The sequence below is a fragment of the Paenibacillus sp. FSL M7-0802 genome (assembly GCF_038004945.1).
Taxonomy (GTDB): Bacteria; Bacillota; Bacilli; order Paenibacillales; family Paenibacillaceae; genus Paenibacillus; species Paenibacillus polymyxa_B.
The window spans coordinates 5,274,551-5,294,628 of record NZ_JBBOSD010000001.1; the positions used below are offsets into that span (position 1 = coordinate 5,274,551).

A 20,078-nucleotide genomic window follows, 5' to 3' on the forward strand; every position below is an offset into this window, starting at 1 on the left:
GAGGCTGAGACTGAACCGCTGTATGCAGAACAAGGAGACTTTTGGAACTCATGAAAATGTACATTCAACCTTTCGTTCAATATATGGAAGAGGAAAAGGGCTTGTCGCGCAGCACATTGGAAGCGTATCAACGGGACGTACAGCAGTTTGCCGAGTTTGCAGAAAGCTGTGGTATTGAGCAGCCGGATAACGTTCAACGGTCACATCTGGTACTGTATTTGGGCCGTTTGAAGGAACAGGGAAAAGCTGCGGCGACGATATCACGTAGCGTCGCCTCCATTCGCTCCTTTTTTCATTTTCTTATTCGGGAGGGAATTACGATCCATGATCCGTCCGTTCTGCTGGAGCTGCCCAAAGCGACTAAAAAGAAGCCCTCGGTGCTAACGCAGGATGAGATAGAGCGTTTGCTGGACGCGCCGGATGTGACTGCCCCGCAAGGGGTGCGAGACAAGGCGATGCTGGAGTTGCTATATGCGACGGGCATTCGTGTATCGGAGCTGATTGCCCTAAACGTGGGTGATGTCCGCACCGATCTGCGCTTTGTGCACTGTGGCGGCGAGGCAGGCAAGGAGCGTGTTGTACCGATCAGCCGTGAGGCATCACAGTGGGCACAAGTCTACATGGACGAGCAGCGTCTACTATTGCTGAGATCCGGGCAGGGTGAAGAAGCTCAGGTAGAGCAGGAAGCCATGTTCCTGAACGTATCTGGTCAGCGTCTCAGTAGACAGGGCTTCTGGAAAATGATTAAGAAGTACGGCCAGGAAGCAGGCATAAGCGAGGATATCACGCCCCACACGTTGCGGCATTCCTTTGCGGTACATATGCTGGAGGGCGGAGCGGACTTACGCTCTGTACAGGAAATGCTGGGTCATGCTGATCTGTCAACGACGCAGGTATATGCGCAGACGGCCAGACGGAATATGAAGGAAGTATATGAAAAGCATCACCCGCACGGCGGCAACCGCACTTCTCATGAAAGCAAAGATCGAACGTAACGATACTTTGCTTTCATAGAAAATGTGATAATGACTATAACTTTACGATTGTACAAGTCAGGAGAGATATTAATGTCAACAGCCAACCAATCTACAATTCAGGAAGCAGCAGATTATATCCGTGCCAAGAGCGGAATACGTCCAGAGATTGGTCTTATTCTGGGATCAGGTCTCGGTATTCTGGCCGATTTAATTCAGGATGGAATTAGTATTCCTTATCAGGATATTCCCCATTTTCCTGTATCGACGGTAGAAGGTCACGAGGGAGAATTACTGTTAGGCACGATTGAAGGTCGCGCTGTCGTCATGATGAAAGGGCGCTTTCATATGTATGAGGGATATGGCCCGCAGCTGACGGCTTTCCCAGTTCGGGTGATGAAGCAATTGGGGATTCAAAGTCTGCTGGTGACGAATGCAGCAGGTGGTGTAAACACTTCCTACGAAGCAGGCGATCTGATGGTCATCTCGGATCATCTTAATCTGACAGGACAAAATCCATTGATCGGACCGAACGATGCTGGTCTAGGCGTTCGTTTTCCAGACATGTCGGAGGCGTACAGCCGCCGCTTGCGTGAAATTGCCAAGCAAACGGCTAACCAACAGGGCTTCAGTCTGCAAGAAGGTGTATATGCTGGATTGCTGGGGCCTAACTATGAAACGCCTGCTGAAATCGTTATGCTGCGTACACTGGGTGCAGATGCGGTGGGTATGTCGACCGTATCTGAGGTTATTGTAGCCCGTCATGCAGGTATTGAGGTACTGGGCTTCTCCTGTATCACGAATATGGCCGCAGGCATTCTGGATCAGCCTTTGTCCCATGGTGAAGTGATGGAGACGGCAGAGAAAGTACGTGAGCAATTTTTAAAACTTGTGCTAGCGATTATTCCACAAATGTAGATTGGGGATCATGTTCAACCGAAGCGGTGGACATATATCCCAAGAACCCCATATCCGATCGCCTTTTGATGGCGTGGATATGGGGTTCTTTTTTACATCAACGGTTGAGCTGAGTATGATCTCCTAATGAAGAGGGGGTGTGCTCAATGCAGTTGAATTCGCCTTTTCTGCTACAGCCAGTTTATGTCGTTCTTGCACCTTGATCACAATAACCATAAAAATGATCCAGTAAATGGCTAGCGAGTTCAGGAAACGGCTGTCCGTTATATTGTTCAATACGATAAATAGGAAAAAAACCACTGCCGTCAGCCATGTATACATATCTGCTTTGCCAATTCTGAATTTAAATAAAGTTGTTATGGCGAGTGTAATTGTTGCCAGTAGTCCTGTAAGGCCCACATCGATCCACAGATCACGGAAACCGCTATGGCTGCTTGTCAGATCAAATCGGATGCCGTTCGCATAGATACTGGGTCGGGCTGCCCAGTAGGAGCCGTAACCATGTCCGAACCAGTAATGGCTCTGAATAGCACCACCAATCCCCTGCCAGATTTCCGTTCTTCCAGTTAAGGTCGTTGTTTTTCCGAATTCCGACGCAATCGCATCTCCATAAGTAAAGGTGAGTACCAAACCCAAAAGAACGAGCAAGCAGGAACAGCTAATGAAGAAACCGCGCAACGCAATGCTTCGGATTCTCTTGAATAGCAGTATAAACAATATAAATACGAAGAGCGAAGATGTCAGTACCAAAGAGGTGGTAGATTGGCACTCGATGAGCAATAGGGCATTGAGTAAGATAAAGCCAATATGCAAAACTTTACGTTTACCCCTGAAAAAATAAATGACATGTGAAACAAAACTTAACAGAGAGAGAGTTCCAAGTGTATTTTTATGACCAGAGATGCCCTTCCATAGCCCAGTATGTTCTACTCCACCATGAATGGCAAAGGAGGGAACGAGCAAAACGGCGAGTAGATTGAGTATGCTCAAAATACTTAACGTAACGACTAAGAGGCGAATGCAGCCCTGAGTTGTATAATGGGTGACCAAATAGAGCCCAAAGGTAGAGAAGGCAAGGAATTTGAGAACCATCAGCAAGGAAGAGGTCTGTTCTTGTTCAGCCCATAAGCAGGAGGCAGCGATGTACAGCGTGAGTAGAGTCAGTAACGGATTGTCGGCTAAGGTTGCGATCAATGACTTGAGTGAAGGTAGTAGCATGGTATAGCTGAACAACAGGATAAGCACGGAAATCGTGATAACTCTGGGGGACAAACCCTGACAAGCATAAGGAATCGAAAAAGCCAGTAAACCAGCTACTGTAAGTACATGTTTCACGATTTCACCACCTGGATACATTATGTATCTATAATATACAAAACGTATCTTCTTGTACAATAATAATAAAATATTTATTTTCATTTTTCTCAAGCCTAGAGCAAGCCCTCTTGTGCATATACTCAGTCCATGCTAAGAAAATGAAGAATTCTTCGGCTTGGTCAAAAAAGGAACTATTTACGTTTTTAAACATGGGGGTGTTCGGGTGGCGGATCATTTTACAGACCGTTTGAAGTTGAATTTGAGTGGTACGGGCAAAGAGTTAACGCCGCAGCAATTAAATGAAAATTTTAAAACCATTGAAAAAGAATTCATTGAACGCAGTGTAAACGTAAGCTGGTTTGGAGCTGCTGGTGATGGTATTCAGGATGACACGGCAGCTTTGCAGGAATTGATTAATAAGACCCCCGATTATTCCATTCTTCACATCCCCAGTGGACGATACAAAATAACCTCTACCTTACAGATTCGCAAGCAGGGTGTGCGCATTTTTGGCATTCATAAGGGCAGATACCGACAAGGCAAAGGTGTTACGTCGATTGAATATTATGGTACGGGTCCTTGTTTTCAAATTGGAGATGAAAGTTTACCATCGTTTAGCGGATATCAAAATGTGCAGTTTCATGACTTATCGATCCGGTACGAGGGGGCTGACATAGGCACATTAAATAATCCGTTTTCGCAGTCAGTGAAGCGTGGATATTATGGCAAAGGTACTTTGGGTATTCAGGATTGGAAGGGTGGCGGAGTTGTCCTGGATAACGTCCTAATTGAGCATTTTGAAACGGCTTTTTGGGGCTATGAAAGTGATGTGAATTTATTTAAATGCACGGAGATTAATTACAATAAAACAGGGATTCACTTGCAGAACAGAAGTTCACAGTTTACTAGCATAGCGCTTTTTACATTGGGGAACGATACGGCATTGGATCTGAATAGCTCCAATGGGGCCAGATTTTTGGCTAGCCAGCACATTAAGGATGGAAGCTCCAAAGATATTCCCATTCTAATTAATGATTTTATGAACGCTGAATTTATAGGTTGCTGGTTTGAGGGACTAAGCAGAGAGCATAAGATGACAGTGCCTTCTTTTATTCAAATTGGGGCTACCAAAGAAACAAAAAATGTGGCTTTGCGTGACTCTATTTTAGCGATAGCGGACAAATTCGATGACACCCAATCCGTATGTAACTATTTTGTGGATGTGGTCATTGGCAAAAAAGTTTTGGTGGACGAGGTGGGAGGTTATCCCCGTAATCTAAAGAAGCTTATTTCTTTCTCTGGTAGCTCTTCCACACAGCAGGTGACACTTCGCTCACATTTGGATTTTAGCTATAGCAATAATCGTTATGACGAGAATAATGGGACAGGGCAGGCTTTGCTGCTTGTCGAGAAATACTCAAACAACGGGATTGAGCATTTGGACGAAACCTTTGTTAAAGCCTACCTGGGAGCAAGGCAAAATCTTCCCGCAGGTAGCTGGCAGAAGGTGAAGTTTAATCAAATCAACCATGATGAGCTGATCGAATTCGATGCGGTGAATAGCCGATGGCGAGCCAAGCGAGCTGGGAAATACAGAATACAAGTCTACATTTCGACCGATCCCCAAGTGGATGGCAATCGCACACGGCTGGCACTTCACCTGAATGATGAGCAGCTTACCGGAAGTTCCGCCTATGCGTATCTCGATGATAGGGTAATTGGCGGACTGAACTATAGTGCATTGAGTGGAGCTATGGAACTTAGATTGGAAGCGAATTCTTTTATTGATATACGGGTGTTCAGTCAAAATACGATGGATATTCTACCCGGTGGAGGAATCACATATCTCACTATAAGCCGAATTTAAACAATTATTTCACAGACGATAGATGTTCTGTCATTTATATATTGGAATATGCGCACCATGCTGACTCAGCTTGGTGCTATTTGATGTTTTTATTCATATGGAATATTTTTCTTTCATTCTGACGACAATGGTTAGCAGCACGCGAATAGGCCGGAGAGTTAAGTAAATGGGCTCCGGTGCTTTACGCCAATATGTTGAGGAGGGAACCGATTGTGAAGAAAAAAGTGGTGGCGTTCATCCTGGCTTGTCTGGTAGCCTTGACTGCCGTCCCTGTCGGCGGTTGGGCCGAAGAAAGCAGACCTGAAGGCAAAACCAAAGAGGGATCAGCGGCTGAGCTGGCTCCCGAGGCTCTCTCGGCGATCCTGATGGATGCAGATACGGGCACAGTCATCTATGAAAAAAACAGTCGTGAAAAGCTTCCTCCAGCGAGCATCACCAAGATTATGACGATGTTGCTGACAATGGAGGCTATTCAAGATGGCAAGCTCAAGCTGACCGATAAAGTTCGGGCCAGCGAATATGCGTCTTCAATGGGAGGCTCGCAAATTTTCTTGGAGCCCGGTGAAGAAATGACGGTCGATGAGATGCTGAAGGGAATTGCAATGGCTTCCGGCAACGACGCCTCTGTGGCGATGGCTGAGAAAATTGCAGGATCTGAACAGGCTTTTGTCGAGATGATGAATGCGAAGGTGCAGCAGCTCGGGCTCAAGGATACGCATTTTGCCAATTGCAACGGTTTACCCGTAGAGAATCACTATTCTTCTGCGCATGATATTGCGGTTATGAGCCGAGAGTTGTTGAAATACCCGCAAATTACGAAATATACGGGAGCCTATCAGGACTATTTGCGCAAATCCTCAGTCAAACCCTTTTGGCTGGTGAATACGAATAAGCTTGTCCGTTTCTATACTGGAGCAGACGGGCTGAAAACAGGCTATACGGCAGAAGCAAAGTTCTGTCTTTCCGCTACTGCGAAGCGTGATGGCTTGCGTGTCGTAGCTGTGGTGCTCGGGGAGCCAAATACGAAGATACGCAACAATGAAGTATCTTCCATGTTCGACTATGCATTTTCTCAATATACAATGAAATCCATATACAAGCCGGGTGAATTGCTGGGCAGCGTAAAAGTTGAAAAAGGCGTATTGCCAGAGCTGAAAATTCAGGCTGACCGTTCTTACAGTGTACTGGTGAAAAAAGGTGGCAACAAACAAACGTTGCGTCATGAATTGCAACTGGCCCCAAGCCTCAAAGCTCCTGTCCGGGCTGGTGACCCAATCGGTAAGCTGGTCGTCTATCAGGATGGACAACGGCTTAAGGAGTTTAATATCACTTCGCCTGTGGCTATCGAAAAGGCCGGATGGTGGAAATTGTTTAAACGTACCATGTCGAACCTATTTTCTTTGTAGATTTTACGGGGTTTTCTTCTAGTTTTGTCGGAGGGCAGGAATCGTCTGCGGCTACGTAGAAATCCTTGTCCAAGACCGGGAGGAGAGTGAGTAAGCATGAACCTGCAAATTGAAATGGAGCATCACCGGGGGGTACTGATTGTAAGGCTGTCTGGTGAGCTTGATCACCATACGTCGGACATGGTCCGTATGCAAATGGACGAGGCGATTCAGCGCCGGCAATGCGAGCATATTGTGCTCAGCCTGAAGAATCTTCAGTTTATGGATAGCTCCGGCCTTGGCGTTATCTTGGGACGGTACAAACTGATCAAGCAAAAGGGCGGAAAAATGGCAGTCTGTGATGTCAATCCGCCAGTACACCGACTGCTGGATATGTCAGGGCTGTTCAAAATCATGCCCATATATGACAACGAGGGAAATGCGCTCACGGAACTGGAGGTTGTGTCATGAGAGAAGGCACGGGAAACAATTTCATGAGCTTGCAGTTTGCTGCCAAATCGGAGAATGAAGCATTTGCTCGTGTGGCTGTCGCGGCCTTTATTTCCAGGCTTGATCCCACAATGGATGAGCTAAGCGATTTGAAAACCGTGGTGTCTGAAGCGGTGACAAACAGTATTATTCACGGTTATGACAGCGATCCGTCAGGTGTCGTAACGATCAAAGTCGGGATTGAAGCGGACGTGATCACGTTGGTTGTTGAGGACGCAGGGCGAGGAATTGAGGATATAGAGCTAGCCAAGCAACCTCTATATACGTCCAAACCTGAATTGGAACGCTCCGGCATGGGCTTTACGATTATGGAAAATTTCATGGATGAGTTTGAAGCAGTCAGTGAGCCGGGCGGAGGCACGTCGGTCCGGATGAAGAAAAGGATTGAATCCAAGAAAGCTTTATATAATTAGGAGTTGATCCTATGGAAGCAGGAGGAAAAAAAACTTCGCACAGCTATTTGGAGGATGCGGAAGTCAAGCGGCTTATTGCACTGAGTCAATCTGGTGATAATGAGGCTCGTGAGACACTGGTCAATAGTAATATCCGGCTCGTCTGGTCTGTCGTGCAGCGCTTTATGAACCGGGGGTATGAACCTGACGATCTTTTTCAAATTGGTTGCATCGGCTTGTTAAAATCGGTGGATAAATTCGATCTCAGCTACGAAGTCAAATTTTCAACATATGCAGTACCGATGATTATCGGTGAGATTCAACGGTTTCTGCGTGATGACGGTACACTCAAGGTTAGCCGTTCCTTGAAGGAAACGGCCAATAAGGTCCGCAAAATGAAGGACGAGCTATCCAAACGACTCAACCGCCTGCCTACAGTCAAGGAAGTTGCTGATGAGCTGGGAGTGACACCGGAGGATGTTGTTTTTGCGCAGGAGGCCAATAAGCCGCCTACTTCAATTCACGAAACGGTTTTCGAAAATGACGGTGATCCGATTACACTTATGGATCAGATTGCTGACGAATCACAGGAAAGATGGTTCGACAAGCTGGCACTCAATGAGGCCATTGGCGGACTATCTGAGCGGGAGCGGTTGATTGTGTACCTGCGCTACTACCGGGATCAGACTCAATCAGAGGTTGCAAGTCGGCTTGGTATTTCTCAGGTGCAGGTATCACGGCTGGAAAAAAAGATTTTACAACTGATCCGCGATCAGATTGCCCAATAATAACAGTCAGGATCTTAGTGAAATCCTTATGCTTACGTATTACTAAAGGGTATTCCAAAGCCATTTTAATGGCAAGGGGTACTCTTTTTTGCGTGGGATAAAAGACAATACACAGAATAGGTTTCCTTGCTTCGTTCCATACTAATCGATAATTACGAGGATAAGGAGGGGATCGGATGACTCATAGTCCGGCTCCTACAGTAGCTCCTATTGTCTACTTGCGGCTCCGCAGCCGTGTCCGCATGATACAAGGGCAGGATTTACATTTGGGTGATGTAGCCCAACTGCTGACTAATCCTGAATGGGAAAAGGATTTGCTTGAGCTTGTTCTCAAGCGGCCGCAGCACCAGGACGGTAATCTGATACTGATAGACATGCTGCAGATTATAGCAAAAATTAGAGATCATATTCCGGGGGTCGTAGTTGAATCTCTCGGGAAGCCGCATGTACTTGTGGAACTTGTGGAGAAACCCCGTAAGCCGTCCAAAATACTGTTTGTTTTGGTATGGGTGCTTCTGTTTTTTGGCTCTGCGCTGACAATTATGAATTTTCATGCTGACGTTAGCATGATGGAGGTACAGGTTCGGATTGTAGAGATGATTACGGGACGTAAGGATGAGCATCCGTACCTGTTTCAAATTGCTTACTCGATCGGCATCGGCTTTGGCATGATCGTTTTTTTTAATCACTTGTTCAAGAAAAATTGGAACGAGGAGCCGACGCCGCTGGAGGTGGAGATGTATCTGTACCAGGAAAATGTGGATCAGTATGTTGTGGCAGAGGAATATGAAAAGATGGCCCGTCTGCAGACAAAGGATAAGAAACCATGATATTTGTACAGGCTGCACTTCAGATTATTTTAGGTATTGCTGGGGGCCTTGCGGTGGGTAGCGGTGTAATTGCTTTTTTTATTGTGCTGGATATCATGCCGCGATTAGCACAACTCACCCGTACGTATAAAAAATCACGTGCATACGAAAAGGCAATGATTGTAGGCTCAGTACTGGGAACTGTGGTCGATTTTTGGAACATTTGCTTGCCACTACCGGGCATATTTACATGGATACCTGGGTTATTTTGCGGAGTGTTTATTGGCTTGCTCGCCGCGGCTCTAACGGAGGTATTGAATCTCCTGCCTATACTCGCCAAGCGACTCCACATGACCGTGTATATGCTCGGTCTGTTGATGGCAATGGTGCTTGGCAAGGTGACGGGTTCCTTATTTGACTGGTTTGTATACAACCGTTAACAACGAAAGCGAAGGGGGCAAGGAATATGGATCACAGAGCGGATCAAGAGCATCAGGAGCAGCATCAAGAAGACGGGGGAATTGGAAAGGAAAACCATACCGGCGGAGAAGAGTTGAGTCCATGGCAGAAAAAGCAGGCGCAGGAATCAGCACGTTTTAAACACAAAAAAGAGAGTGAGCGGTCTGATAACGTAGAGGAGTCCGTTCGCTACTGGCAGGCCGAAGATGATATATCGCCGAGGATGAAGGATAATAAGAATACACTTGAAACAGTATTAGGTTTGGGGGAGACCTTTGATGTCGTATTCAGGGAAATGACACTGGGTGGGCGTCATACCGGATATCTGTTCCTAAATTCCTTTGCGAAGGATCAGATCATGCTTGAAGTGCTAAAGCGGCTCACCTATCTGACGCCGGATGATCTCTCTTCGGATGGACTACAAGCGTATTTTGAAAATTTTATTCCACATATTCAGGTGGAGAAGACGGATAAGATGTCTGTGGTCATTAACAAGGTGCTGACGGGACTGAGTGCCTTTTTCATGGAAGGCGAGCGTTTTTCCCTTATTCTGGATACTCGTAATTACCCGGTGCGTAATCCGGAGGAACCTTCTTTGGAGCGGGTTGTGCGCGGTGCTCGCGACGGGTTTACTGAAACAATGCTTACAAATGTAGGTCTGGTGCGCCGGCGTTTGCGGGACCCAGGGCTTAAATTTGAGGCTATGCAGGTCGGACGTCGAACCCGAACAGACGTATGTTTGGGTTACATTGACGATATTGTGGATAAGGTGATGGTGGATACTGTACGAGACAAAATTAAAAATGTTAATTTGGATGGTATTCCGCTGGCCGACAAGCAATTAGAGGAGACGATTATCAATAAAGGTTGGAATCCATATCCATTAGTACGATATTCGGAGCGACCAGATGTCGTGGCATCGCATATCATGGAAGGAAGGCTCGTTATTTTCGTCGATACCTCACCCAGCGTGATGATTTTGCCTACCACTTTTTTTGACTTGTGTCAGCATGCAGAAGAGAATCGGCAAACCGCTTTTATGGGAAGTTATTTGCGGTGGGTACGTTTTATAGGTATATTCGCCTCGATGTTTCTGCTTCCGATGTGGCTGCTAATGGTCATCAATCCAGAATTAAAACCGGCGTTTCTTGATTTTATTGGTCCTCAAAAGGAAGCACATCTTCCGCTGATTGCCCAGTTTATCATTGTAGAACTAGGGGTCGATCTAATGCGAATGGCGGCTGTGCATACTCCGACACCACTGGCTTCCGCTATGGGCTTGATCGCAGCGATTCTGGTCGGTGATATAGCGGTTAAGACGGGACTTTTCGTGAATGAGGTCGTGCTGTATATGGCTGTCGCTGCCATAGGAATGTTCGCAACACCGAGCTATGAGCTGGGGTTAGCGAATAGACTGATTCGACTATTCCTGCTGGTTGCTGTTGCAATTTTTCACGTACCGGGCTTTGTCGTGGGTACGACACTGATCATTTTGATGCTGACGCTGCATCGGTCATATAATTCTTCGTATTTGTGGCCGTTCATTCCTTTTAATGCCAAAGCGTTAGCTTCCATCTTGTTCCGTATGCCTGTACTAGATGCGCCTAACCGCCCGTCATCTAACAAAACGAGGGACAATACGCGTATGCCCCATACGGATGCCGACACAGATTCGAACTCAGGCAATGGACAGGAGCATTAATATAAATGATCTGCATAAAAATCCATTGTTCTTGATGTTTTTTTTGCTATACTGGTGTAAACATTCGATGGAATATGACTAGCTTGTTCCAGAAAGAGAGGCGCCAGAACATGTATTTGCATGGAAGCAGTAAAATTAACAGCAATGGACATTTGGAGATCGGCGGTTGTGATACAACGCTTTTGAAAGAGCGTTTTGGCACGCCGCTATATATTGTTGACGAACAGTTAGTCCGCCGGCGCTGCCGGGAATTCATAGAAGCTTTTCGTGAAACCGGATTGAAGTTTCAAGTTGCTTATGCAAGCAAAGCGTTTTGTGTTATGGCGATGTGTGCTTTAGCTGCTGAAGAAGGAATGTCGCTTGACGTAGTTTCCAGTGGAGAATTGTTTACTGCGCTACAAGCAGGGTTCCCGGCAGAGCGAATCCATTTTCACGGCAATAACAAAACACCGGAAGAAATTGAAATGGCGTTAGATGCGCAAATTGGCTGCTTCGTCGTTGATAGCGAAATGGAGTTGCATTTGTTGCAGGCCCTTGCCTCCGAGAAAGAACAGCAGGTGAATATCTTACTGCGTGTTACACCAGGGGTTGAGGCGCATACGCATGAATATATGGCCACAGGTCAAGAAGATTCGAAATTTGGCTTTGACATTGGGAATGGTACAGCACGCCAAGCAGTGGAACAGGCTATCGAGCTGGACCATCTTAACCTGTTAGGGGTACATTCTCATATCGGTTCGCAAATTTTCGAAGTGAATGGCTTTCAAATGGCTGCTGAACGGGTTGCAGCTTTTTCCAGAGAAATTAAAGAACAGCTTCAGTTTTCTTTCAAAGTGATTAATCTGGGTGGGGGATTTGGCATTCGCTACACAGAGGAGGACACACCGCTGAAAGTATCCACCTATGTGCAGGCTATCGGCGAAGCGGTGAAAACCTATTTTTCAGGACTTTACGATGAACTTCCAGAAATTTGGATTGAGCCGGGACGCAGTATTGTAGGCGATTCAGGCACGACCTTATATACGGTAGGAAGCATCAAGGATATTCCGCAGGTACGTAAATATGTCTCGGTAGATGGCGGGATGACAGATAATCCACGTCCTGCACTGTATCAGGCCAAGTATGAAGCGATGCTGGCTAATCGAGCGCAGGATACGAACGAAGAGACGGTGTCCATTGCGGGCAAATGCTGCGAAAGCGGCGATATGCTTATTTGGGATGTAGAACTACCTCGTATAAATAGCGGCGACTTGCTCGCTGTTGCCTCAACCGGAGCCTACAATTACTCCATGGCGAGTAATTATAACCGAATACGTCGACCAGCAGTTGTATTTGTCAACAACGGTGAGGCCGAGTTGGTGGTGCGTCGGGAAACCTACGAGGATATCGTACGCAACGATGTTGTGCCACAGCGCTTGATTCGTGATCAAGCCAGTCCGGCGGTTCAGCCTAACGCCAAGATTACGGTTTCGTCCTGATTTTAGCATTGTAAGATCAAGCAGGCCATTGAGTCGGTAATAATACACCGGGGACAATGGCCCTTTTTTTTGGACAAGACTTTGCTAAGCGCGGCAATTCATAGTAAACTGGAACTTGATGTTATTTAGTTCTCAAAACAGGTTGAAAAGGAGATACAAACAATGAAAAAAGGTAGAATAGATCTTGAAAACGGCGGTATCGTCGAAATTGACTTTTTCCCAGAAGAAGCTCCAAACACCGTTGCTAACTTTGAAAAGCTGGCAAACAGCGGTTATTACAACGGTTTGAGCTTCCACCGTGTCATTCCGGGCTTTGTGGCTCAAGGTGGTTGTCCAATCGGTAACGGTACAGGCGGTCCTGGTTACACGATTGACTGTGAAACAGCTACGAATACAACAAAGCATGCCAAAGGCGTTCTGTCCATGGCTCATGCAGGTCGCAACACAGGTGGCAGCCAATTCTTTATCTGCTACGCTCCACAACCACATTTAGATGGAGTACATACTGTATTTGGTAAAGTAACCAAAGGTATGGAATTCATTGATGCTGTAAAACAAGGCGACAAAATGAAAGAGGTTAAAGTATTTGACGTGTAATTTTACCGTTAATTACATGATCTTTTTTAAATAGCGTTGCACCTAAGCCGTTCTGTCTTTGGACAGGGCGGCTTTTGTTGTCTTTTGTTTGACGGTTTATTGATTTTCGCAATCACGTAGGCATTACAGTGCGTAAGATCACATTCGAAAAGTAAGTGTTGTGATAGCCTTCTCATAAGAATGCATTTTCCATTTATTTTATATGAGTATTCAAACTCAGTAAGGATTGGAAAAGAAGGGGGCTTATCACATTGTCTATTTTAACGCGCACAAATCGACTCGGATTTTTTGAAATCCGGCTGGAATCCATTGGTGGACTCGGCGCTAATCTGGCTGGCAAAATGTTGGCCGAAACCGGGGTGCTTGGTCTGGGGCTGAATGCTTCAAATTTTTCGTCCTATGGTTCGGAAAAAAAGGGAACTCCGGTTAAAAGCTTCGTCCGCTTCTGTGAGCCGGAGGTCGATATTCGGGATCACAGTCCGATTGAGCAACCGCATGTGGTAGGCATTTTCCATGAAACGTTATACAAAACGGTAAATGTAATCAGCGGACTGCCAGCGGATGGGATTGTAGTGGTTAATTCCACGCGTCCAGCAGAAGAAATACGGGCTGATTTGGGACTGGTATCCGGTACATTAGCGGTGGTGGATGCGATGGGCATCGCACTGGAAGAGCGAACCAAACTAAATACGTCCATGCTCGGTGCCTTGTTCCGTGTCTGTGATTTCCTGGACCCGGAAGCGATGAGATCGGTTATACGCAGTACCTTTGAAAAGAAAAATCCACTGTTAGTGGAACCTAATCTGCGTACGTTTAACCGTGGTTATGATGAAATGGAACTGCACGTATATCCAGTTACTGATAACGCAGAGGATCGGGTTTTTGAACGTCCGCAGCCATTGCTGGGATACGAAACCCAACTACTGGGGGGCGTTATTGCAACTCAGGGAAACAGCATGACGAGAGATGTTAGTGGTTCACGTCAGGGGTATGTGCCTGAATATGAAGCTGATAAATGTACCCATTGTGCCAAGTGTGATTCGATTTGCCCGGATTACTGTTTTGTATGGGAAGAGCAAGCAGACAAACGCGGAAGAATGATGCCATTTTTGCAAGGAATTGATTACCAGTATTGCAAAGGATGTCTGAAATGTGTAGATATTTGCCCGTCGGGGGCATTAAGCTCGCGTCGCGAACAATGGGGATGGGCGGAACAGAATCGAGTTGCCCACCAATTTCCGGCATATGAAGGAGGGCGTGCGTAATGGTAAAACTGGAGGAAGAACTCAAACAGACAGGCGCCGCGCAAGTGACAACGTTCGAATCCGGTAATGAAATGGCAGCTACGGCGGCTGCGCAGATTAATTATCATATGATGGGATATTTCCCGATTACTCCATCTACCGAGGTAGCGCAGTATCTGGATCAGATGAGAACGAGAGGTCAGCATAATATTAAGCTGGTTGCAGCAGACGGAGAACACGGATCGGCAGGGATTTGTTATGGAGCTGCCGCAGCGGGAGCGAGGGTTGTGAACGCCACTAGTTCGCAAGGTTTCCTGTACATGCTGGAGCAGTTACCTGTTCAGTCAGGTACCCGTTTTCCAATGGTTATGAATCTGGTGACACGAGCTGTTAGTGGTCCCCTGGATATTCGCGGGGATCATTCGGACCTGTACTATGGTTTGAATACAGGCTGGGTCATTTTGACGGCAAGTACACCACAGGCTGTGTATGATATGAACATCATGGCACTAAAAATCGCAGAGCATAGCGATGTTCGGCTGCCTGTAATGGTCGCATATGACGGTTTTTATACGTCCCATCAAAAACGTAAAGTGCAATATTTTGCCGATGCTGAGACCGTGCGCGGTTTTGTAGGTCCTAACCCGAACTTGAATTATCCGAATATTACGGATTTTGATCATCCTGTTACCGTGGGTGCGCATATGAACGGTGATGACCTGACGAATAATCATGTTCAGCTATCCGAAGCACTGAAGCTGTCAGAAGGAGTATATGAGCAGGTAGCAGCAGAATATGCCGCTTTATCCGGTCGGGAATACCCGATTTTGGATCTGTATCATATGGAGGATGCTGAGGTCGCGGTATTCCTGTTGAATTCGGCGGCTGAATCGGCCAAGGATGTGGCGGATCAACTCCGCGCGCGCGGGATTAAAGCTGGTGTGATACGTCCGAATATCATCAGACCGTTCCCAGCTGCACAACTGCGGGAAGCATTACGCGATGTCAAGGCGCTGCTGGTAGGTGAACGTGCAGATTCGTATGGGGCAGACGGCGGTAATTTAACGCATGAAATTAAAGCGGCCTTGCAGGAGGACCCGCTGAACCGGACACTCGTGTTGAGTCGTATATTTGGCTTGGGCGGCAAGGATTTTTATGCGGAAGATGCAGAGGCGTTCTTCCAGCTTGCGATTGAGGCGGCAGAGGCCGGACGAGCCGAGAAGCCCTTTGATTATTACGGAATTAATCCGGGTTCACCGGACAAGGTGATGCCGCAAGTTATGCAACCGCCACGTGGCAATGCATACCGTACGGGTCTGATTCAGGTTACGCCGGACGAGGCGACCGGGAAGCTCAAAGTCAAGGTACCACCCCTGCGGTCGTTGACAACCAAACCACGCCGTCTTACACCAGGTCACGGGGCTTGCCCAGGATGTGGGGCATTGTCTGCGCTGGAACTGTTTTTCAAAGGTATTGAAGGGGATATTGTCGTGCTGTTCCAGACAGGCTGCGTATATGTGACGACGACAGGGTATCCATATACATCACACAAACAACCGATGATCCACAATCTTTTTCAAAACGGGGCCGCTACACTTTCGGGAGCGCTGGAAGCTTATATGGAAATGAAGCGCCGCAATGAAATTGAGATGTCGGACGATCCGACCTTTATCATGATCAGTGGTGACGGTGGGATGGATATTGGTATGGGTTCTGCGATTGGTGCGGCTCTGCGTAATCATAAGCTGATCATGTTGGAATATGATAACGAAGGGTACATGAATACAGGTTCACAGCAATCGTACTCCACTCCGCTCGGTCACATGACCAGTACGTCGGGTGTAGGGAAAATGCAAAAAGGAAAGCAAGGGCATCACAAGGATACCGTACAAATCATGGCTGCTTGTAACATTCCGTATGCTTTTACAGCAGCCGAAAGTCATCCGCAGGATATGCTGCGCAAGGCAGCCAAGGCTCAATGGTATGCGAACAACGTGGGTACGGCCTATGGTAAGATCCTGTGCGCCTGCCCGCTGAATTGGAAATCCGAAGACAGACTGGGCACCAGCATTGTGGGCGCCGCAGTCGAGTCCTGTTTCTTTCCTTTGTACGAAATAGAGCAAGGCAGTACGACGATTACGTATAATCCGGAAGACAAGGGAAAACGGATTCCAGCTGCAGAATGGTTGAAATTGATGGGTAAAACGAAGCATCTTCTCAAGGAGGAGGCTACGCTGGCTACCTTTGAGCAGGAGATTGAGCGTCGCTGGACTACCCTGAAAAAGAAACATGAAATTTCAGAGCTATAATTCTGTTTTTTGCATAATCATCGATTAGCATTGTTAGCCGCTGTTACTGTAGTGGTTCGATCAAGATTCTTTGCGCTTATTGCGCAAAGAATCTTTTTTGTCGTTTATGGGTTGAAGCATAAAAAAACAGGTAATGATTTCCGATATAGGAGTGGAGGCCTATAAGAGGCACGTTAAAAAGTTTTCTTCTGAATTTTAAGATGCAATGAGGTGCAGGTAATGATTAAGCTGAATACAGTTGAAATAATCGAAATTATAAAGAAGCAGATCCCTAAGGTTATGAACATCAAGCCAGTAGAACTAAAATTTACGGACGATTTTGGACGGGCATCGCTGGCAGCGACAGAACACAAATTCACACTGACGAACCAGCACTATTCTGCCAAGGTGATGGATTGCGTGTTAGAAACACAGGTACGCCCCATTTTAATGTGCGAAATTATTTATTTTCTGAAATGCGAGTTTATTGACGGACATGTTGATGTACGACTGGATTATGAAGCATGTTCTGAGGAAGGGCGGGGACCTGTTGCTTCAGCCGTAATTACCTTTGATCATGCAACAGAGTTGGGAGTCGAGGAGCTGGCCGATCTGATTGACTTGGCGCTTCATATGAATGATAAAACCTGGTTTGAAGAACTCTCCAGCCAATATGTCAAAACCAAAGCAGGAGCTTCTATTAGATAACTTGCTTTTTTTAGAAGTCGGTGCTAATATACGTAACAAGTTTAATGTTAATTCAATTAAATAAGAGCAAGATCCTTCGGGGCGGGGCGAAATTCCCCACCGGCGGTGATGACATGTTTGTGGATCGTTTTTGTGAGAAACAGCATGGCTTAGTCCGTGACCCGGATGCTGAATGATCAGCAGAAGGTGGACCTGGTGCAAATCCGGGACCGACAGTATAGTCTGGATGGGAGAAGGATACGAAGCGCATGTGCATGACGTGACATGTGCCGATTTTTAGCATACCCAATTGTGCGTACGACTTATTTCGTTGTAGGATAGCATCGTGCGATAGCTTTCTTAAGCTTTCTTTTTGATGGGTGTTCTGAGCGTATTTGGTTGTATCCTCAGTCATGCTTTCTATTGGCAAACCTATGATTTCATGTCGTCTTAAGATGCATATGAACTGCGCTTGTATACTACAAATGTGACTCTCATCACCCCCATGACGGATTGAATCCGAACTGGGGGTTTTTTGCGCTTATAGCTGATGAATTAGGGATAAACTGAAATGTAGTGGAAAGGAGTGAAGGCATGTTTACCGGATTAGTTGAGGAAGTGGGTCGCATTCAAACTATTTCCAAAAGCGGTGAAGCGATGGTGCTGGGGATTTCGGGTTCCGTGGTGTTGGGCGATTTGAAAATAGGAGACAGTGTCTCGGTGAATGGCGTTTGCCTGACGGCGATACGGATTGGTTCGAAAGACTTTAAGGTTGATGTGATGCCGGAAACCTTTCGCAGCACTAATCTGAAAGAGTTGAGATCCGGCAGCAGAGTCAATCTGGAGCGAGCGATGACGGCGAGTGGAAGGTTCGGAGGACACATCGTGCAAGGACATGTGGACGGGACGGGAACGATTCGAGGGGTGACATCAGACCAGAATGCAGTTGTGTTCGAAGTTGAGCCTAAAAATCAAACATTATTTAAATATATTCTACTCAAAGGGTCAATCACAATTGATGGTATCAGCCTCACAGTCGCACAGCGTACGGGAGATACCTTTGCCGTATCCATTATTCCCCACACTTTATCCGAAACGGCCTTACAAGCCAAACGTGAGGGGGATACCGTCAATATCGAATGTGATATTTTGGGCAAATATGTAGAACAGCTTTTAAATTACAGAGGTGCAGCGGAGGCGGAGAGAGTAGAAGAAGCTCCTCTCAGTTTGGACTATTTGGCGAAACACGGCTTTGCCTGATATTGAATGGTAAGCCTGTTTAGGAGCATTCGTGGCACAAGACATAAGGAGGAAAGTGTTATGGATAGAGGTAGCCAAACAAGTGCAATGGCAAACGTCATGGAGCATGGCGAGTTGGAACATGACGAAGAGATTCGTTTGGATTCCATCGAAGAAGCGTTGGAGGATTTAAAAAACGGTAAAGTCGTTATTGTAGTGGATGATGAACAGCGCGAAAATGAAGGCGATTTTATCGCTTTGGCTGAAAAAGCGTCGCCTGAGGTCATTAATTTCATGATTACAGAAGGTCGCGGGTTGGTCTGTGTGCCAATCACACGACAAAGAGCTGAGGCTTTGGAATTGCATCCTATGGTAGAGCAAAATACAGATTTCCACGGTACTGCCTTTACGGTATCGGTAGATCATATGGAGACAACAACGGGTATTTCAGCGGCCGAGCGCTCCTTGACTGTACGCGCCTTGGCAGACGAAGCAGTCACAGGAAGTGATTTCCGCAAGCCTGGTCACATGTTCCCGCTGATTGCTCGCGATGGTGGTGTCTTGCAGCGTGCTGGTCACACTGAAGCGGCTGTTGATCTGGCCCGACTCAGTGGCTTCAAGCCTGCTGGGGTCATTTGCGAAATTATAAAGGAAGATGGCTCAATGGCCCGCCTGCCTGATCTGGCAGTGGTCGCCAAGCGACATCAATTGAAACTGATCAGTATTCAGCATTTGGTGGACTACCGTCGTCGTTTGTCATTGTAAAAATACATCTCGGTTCCAAGTAAATCTGAAGTATTATCCGAAGTCCCTAAATAATTAAACTATGAGAGGTTGATTAAACATGGCACGTTTTCTAGAAGGTAATCTCGTATCAAACGGTTTAAAATATGGTATTGTGGTGGGCAGATTTAATGAGTTTATTACGAGCAAGCTGTTAAGCGGCGCAATTGACGCACTTCAACGACATGGTGCGCAGGAAGATGAAATTGATGTAGCCTGGGTTCCGGGTGCATTTGAAATTTCACTGATTGCACAAAAAATGGCTGCAAGCGGCAAATATGATGCCGTAATTACGCTGGGTACGGTCATCCGTGGTTCTACTTCACATTATGATATCGTCTGCAATGAAGTGGCCAAGGGTGTGGCAGCAAGCAGTCTGAAAACGGGAGTACCTGTTATTTTTGGGGTAGTGACGACAGAAAACATTGAACAGGCTATTGAACGAGCAGGTACGAAGGCTGGTAATAAAGGTTGGGATTCTGCATTGGCTGCGATTGAAATGGCCAATCTCGGCAAGCAATTTTAATTATAGGAATAGCTGAATAGAACGGTATAAACTGCAAGGTGAAAAGGGATTGGATTGTTAAGCAAGGCGATGACGTATATACTACAGAAAGAGGGATTGATAACGTAGAGCATAA

The 20,078-nt window shown here is 46.5% G+C and carries 19 protein-coding genes and 1 riboswitch; of the genes, 18 read left to right on the forward strand and 1 reads right to left on the reverse strand.

What is annotated here, in order from left to right; translation table 11 throughout:
• Positions 1–50 precede the first annotated feature (50 nt).
• Together xerD and MHB54_RS24060 are read left to right on the forward strand one after the other, a co-directional pair.
• Complete coding sequence (xerD, locus tag MHB54_RS24055; protein ID WP_023989219.1) at positions 51–995, forward strand: site-specific tyrosine recombinase XerD; 945 nt, start codon at positions 51–53, stop codon at positions 993–995.
• A 72-nt stretch (positions 996–1,067) separates the two neighbouring features.
• The gene (locus tag MHB54_RS24060) at positions 1,068–1,892 is read left to right on the forward strand and encodes a purine-nucleoside phosphorylase (RefSeq protein WP_023989218.1); all 825 of its coding nucleotides are present in this window, start codon (positions 1,068–1,070) and stop codon (positions 1,890–1,892) included.
• 123 nt (positions 1,893–2,015) lie between these two features.
• On the opposite strand, the gene MHB54_RS24065 is transcribed toward MHB54_RS24060, so the two are convergent.
• On the reverse strand, positions 2,016–3,227 hold the full coding sequence (locus tag MHB54_RS24065) for an O-antigen ligase family protein (RefSeq protein ID WP_028540613.1): 1,212 nt from the start codon (positions 3,225–3,227) through the stop codon (positions 2,016–2,018).
• 205 nt (positions 3,228–3,432) lie between these two features.
• Between MHB54_RS24065 and MHB54_RS24070 the strand changes: the two genes are divergently transcribed.
• The 16 genes from MHB54_RS24070 to ribH all read left to right on the forward strand — a co-directional run bounded on the left by MHB54_RS24070 (position 3,433) and on the right by ribH (position 19,963).
• Entirely contained in the window at positions 3,433–5,076 is a 1,644-nt protein-coding gene (locus tag MHB54_RS24070; protein ID WP_023989216.1) for a glycosyl hydrolase family 28-related protein, read from the forward strand.
• Positions 5,077–5,288: 212 nt separating this feature from the next.
• Positions 5,289–6,482 (forward strand): D-alanyl-D-alanine carboxypeptidase family protein, encoded by a 1,194-nt coding sequence (locus tag MHB54_RS24075; protein ID WP_023989215.1) that lies wholly within the window; start codon positions 5,289–5,291, stop codon positions 6,480–6,482.
• 96 nt (positions 6,483–6,578) lie between these two features.
• Positions 6,579–6,932: an anti-sigma F factor antagonist gene (spoIIAA, locus tag MHB54_RS24080; protein ID WP_013310782.1), complete on the forward strand. Its 354-nt coding sequence runs from the start codon at positions 6,579–6,581 to the stop codon at positions 6,930–6,932.
• Positions 6,929–7,384, forward strand: a complete 456-nt coding sequence (gene spoIIAB, locus MHB54_RS24085) for an anti-sigma F factor (RefSeq protein ID WP_023989214.1) — start codon at positions 6,929–6,931, stop codon at positions 7,382–7,384. Before spoIIAA ends, spoIIAB begins: the two co-directional genes overlap by 4 nt.
• Positions 7,385–7,395: 11 nt before the next feature.
• The gene (gene sigF / locus MHB54_RS24090; protein ID WP_023989213.1) at positions 7,396–8,151 is read left to right on the forward strand and encodes an RNA polymerase sporulation sigma factor SigF; all 756 of its coding nucleotides are present in this window, start codon (positions 7,396–7,398) and stop codon (positions 8,149–8,151) included.
• Positions 8,152–8,327: 176 nt separating this feature from the next.
• Entirely contained in the window at positions 8,328–8,981 is a 654-nt protein-coding gene (locus MHB54_RS24095; RefSeq protein WP_023989212.1) for a stage V sporulation protein AA, read from the forward strand.
• Entirely contained in the window at positions 8,978–9,400 is a 423-nt protein-coding gene (locus tag MHB54_RS24100) for a stage V sporulation protein AB (protein WP_023989211.1), read from the forward strand. The genes MHB54_RS24095 and MHB54_RS24100 overlap by 4 nt, the downstream gene beginning before the upstream one ends.
• A gap of 26 nt (positions 9,401–9,426) precedes the next feature.
• Complete coding sequence (locus tag MHB54_RS24105; RefSeq protein ID WP_028540616.1) at positions 9,427–11,121, forward strand: spore germination protein; 1,695 nt, start codon at positions 9,427–9,429, stop codon at positions 11,119–11,121.
• 110 nt (positions 11,122–11,231) lie between these two features.
• A complete protein-coding gene (lysA, locus tag MHB54_RS24110; protein ID WP_013310776.1) occupies positions 11,232–12,599 on the forward strand; it encodes a diaminopimelate decarboxylase in 1,368 nt (455 codons plus the stop codon).
• Positions 12,600–12,761: 162 nt separating this feature from the next.
• Positions 12,762–13,196, forward strand: coding sequence for a peptidylprolyl isomerase (locus MHB54_RS24115; protein WP_013310775.1), 435 nt, complete (start codon positions 12,762–12,764; stop codon positions 13,194–13,196).
• 251 nt (positions 13,197–13,447) lie between these two features.
• Positions 13,448–14,461, forward strand: a complete 1,014-nt coding sequence (locus MHB54_RS24120; protein WP_071558544.1) for a 2-oxoacid:acceptor oxidoreductase family protein — start codon at positions 13,448–13,450, stop codon at positions 14,459–14,461.
• The gene (locus MHB54_RS24125) at positions 14,461–16,749 is read left to right on the forward strand and encodes a thiamine pyrophosphate-dependent enzyme (protein WP_264453627.1); all 2,289 of its coding nucleotides are present in this window, start codon (positions 14,461–14,463) and stop codon (positions 16,747–16,749) included. The genes MHB54_RS24120 and MHB54_RS24125 overlap by 1 nt, the downstream gene beginning before the upstream one ends.
• Positions 16,750–16,968: 219 nt before the next feature.
• A complete protein-coding gene (locus MHB54_RS24130; RefSeq protein ID WP_013310772.1) occupies positions 16,969–17,436 on the forward strand; it encodes an IDEAL domain-containing protein in 468 nt (155 codons plus the stop codon).
• A gap of 68 nt (positions 17,437–17,504) precedes the next feature.
• A riboswitch (FMN riboswitch) is annotated at positions 17,505–17,678 on the forward strand.
• 331 nt (positions 17,679–18,009) lie between these two features.
• Positions 18,010–18,675, forward strand: a complete 666-nt coding sequence (gene ribE / locus MHB54_RS24135; RefSeq protein ID WP_053325682.1) for a riboflavin synthase — start codon at positions 18,010–18,012, stop codon at positions 18,673–18,675.
• Between the two features lie 60 nt (positions 18,676–18,735).
• Positions 18,736–19,419, forward strand: a complete 684-nt coding sequence (ribB, locus tag MHB54_RS24140; protein WP_081819194.1) for a 3,4-dihydroxy-2-butanone-4-phosphate synthase — start codon at positions 18,736–18,738, stop codon at positions 19,417–19,419.
• A gap of 79 nt (positions 19,420–19,498) precedes the next feature.
• A complete protein-coding gene (ribH, locus tag MHB54_RS24145) occupies positions 19,499–19,963 on the forward strand; it encodes a 6,7-dimethyl-8-ribityllumazine synthase (protein ID WP_023989205.1) in 465 nt (154 codons plus the stop codon).
• Positions 19,964–20,078: the final 115 nt, after the last annotated feature.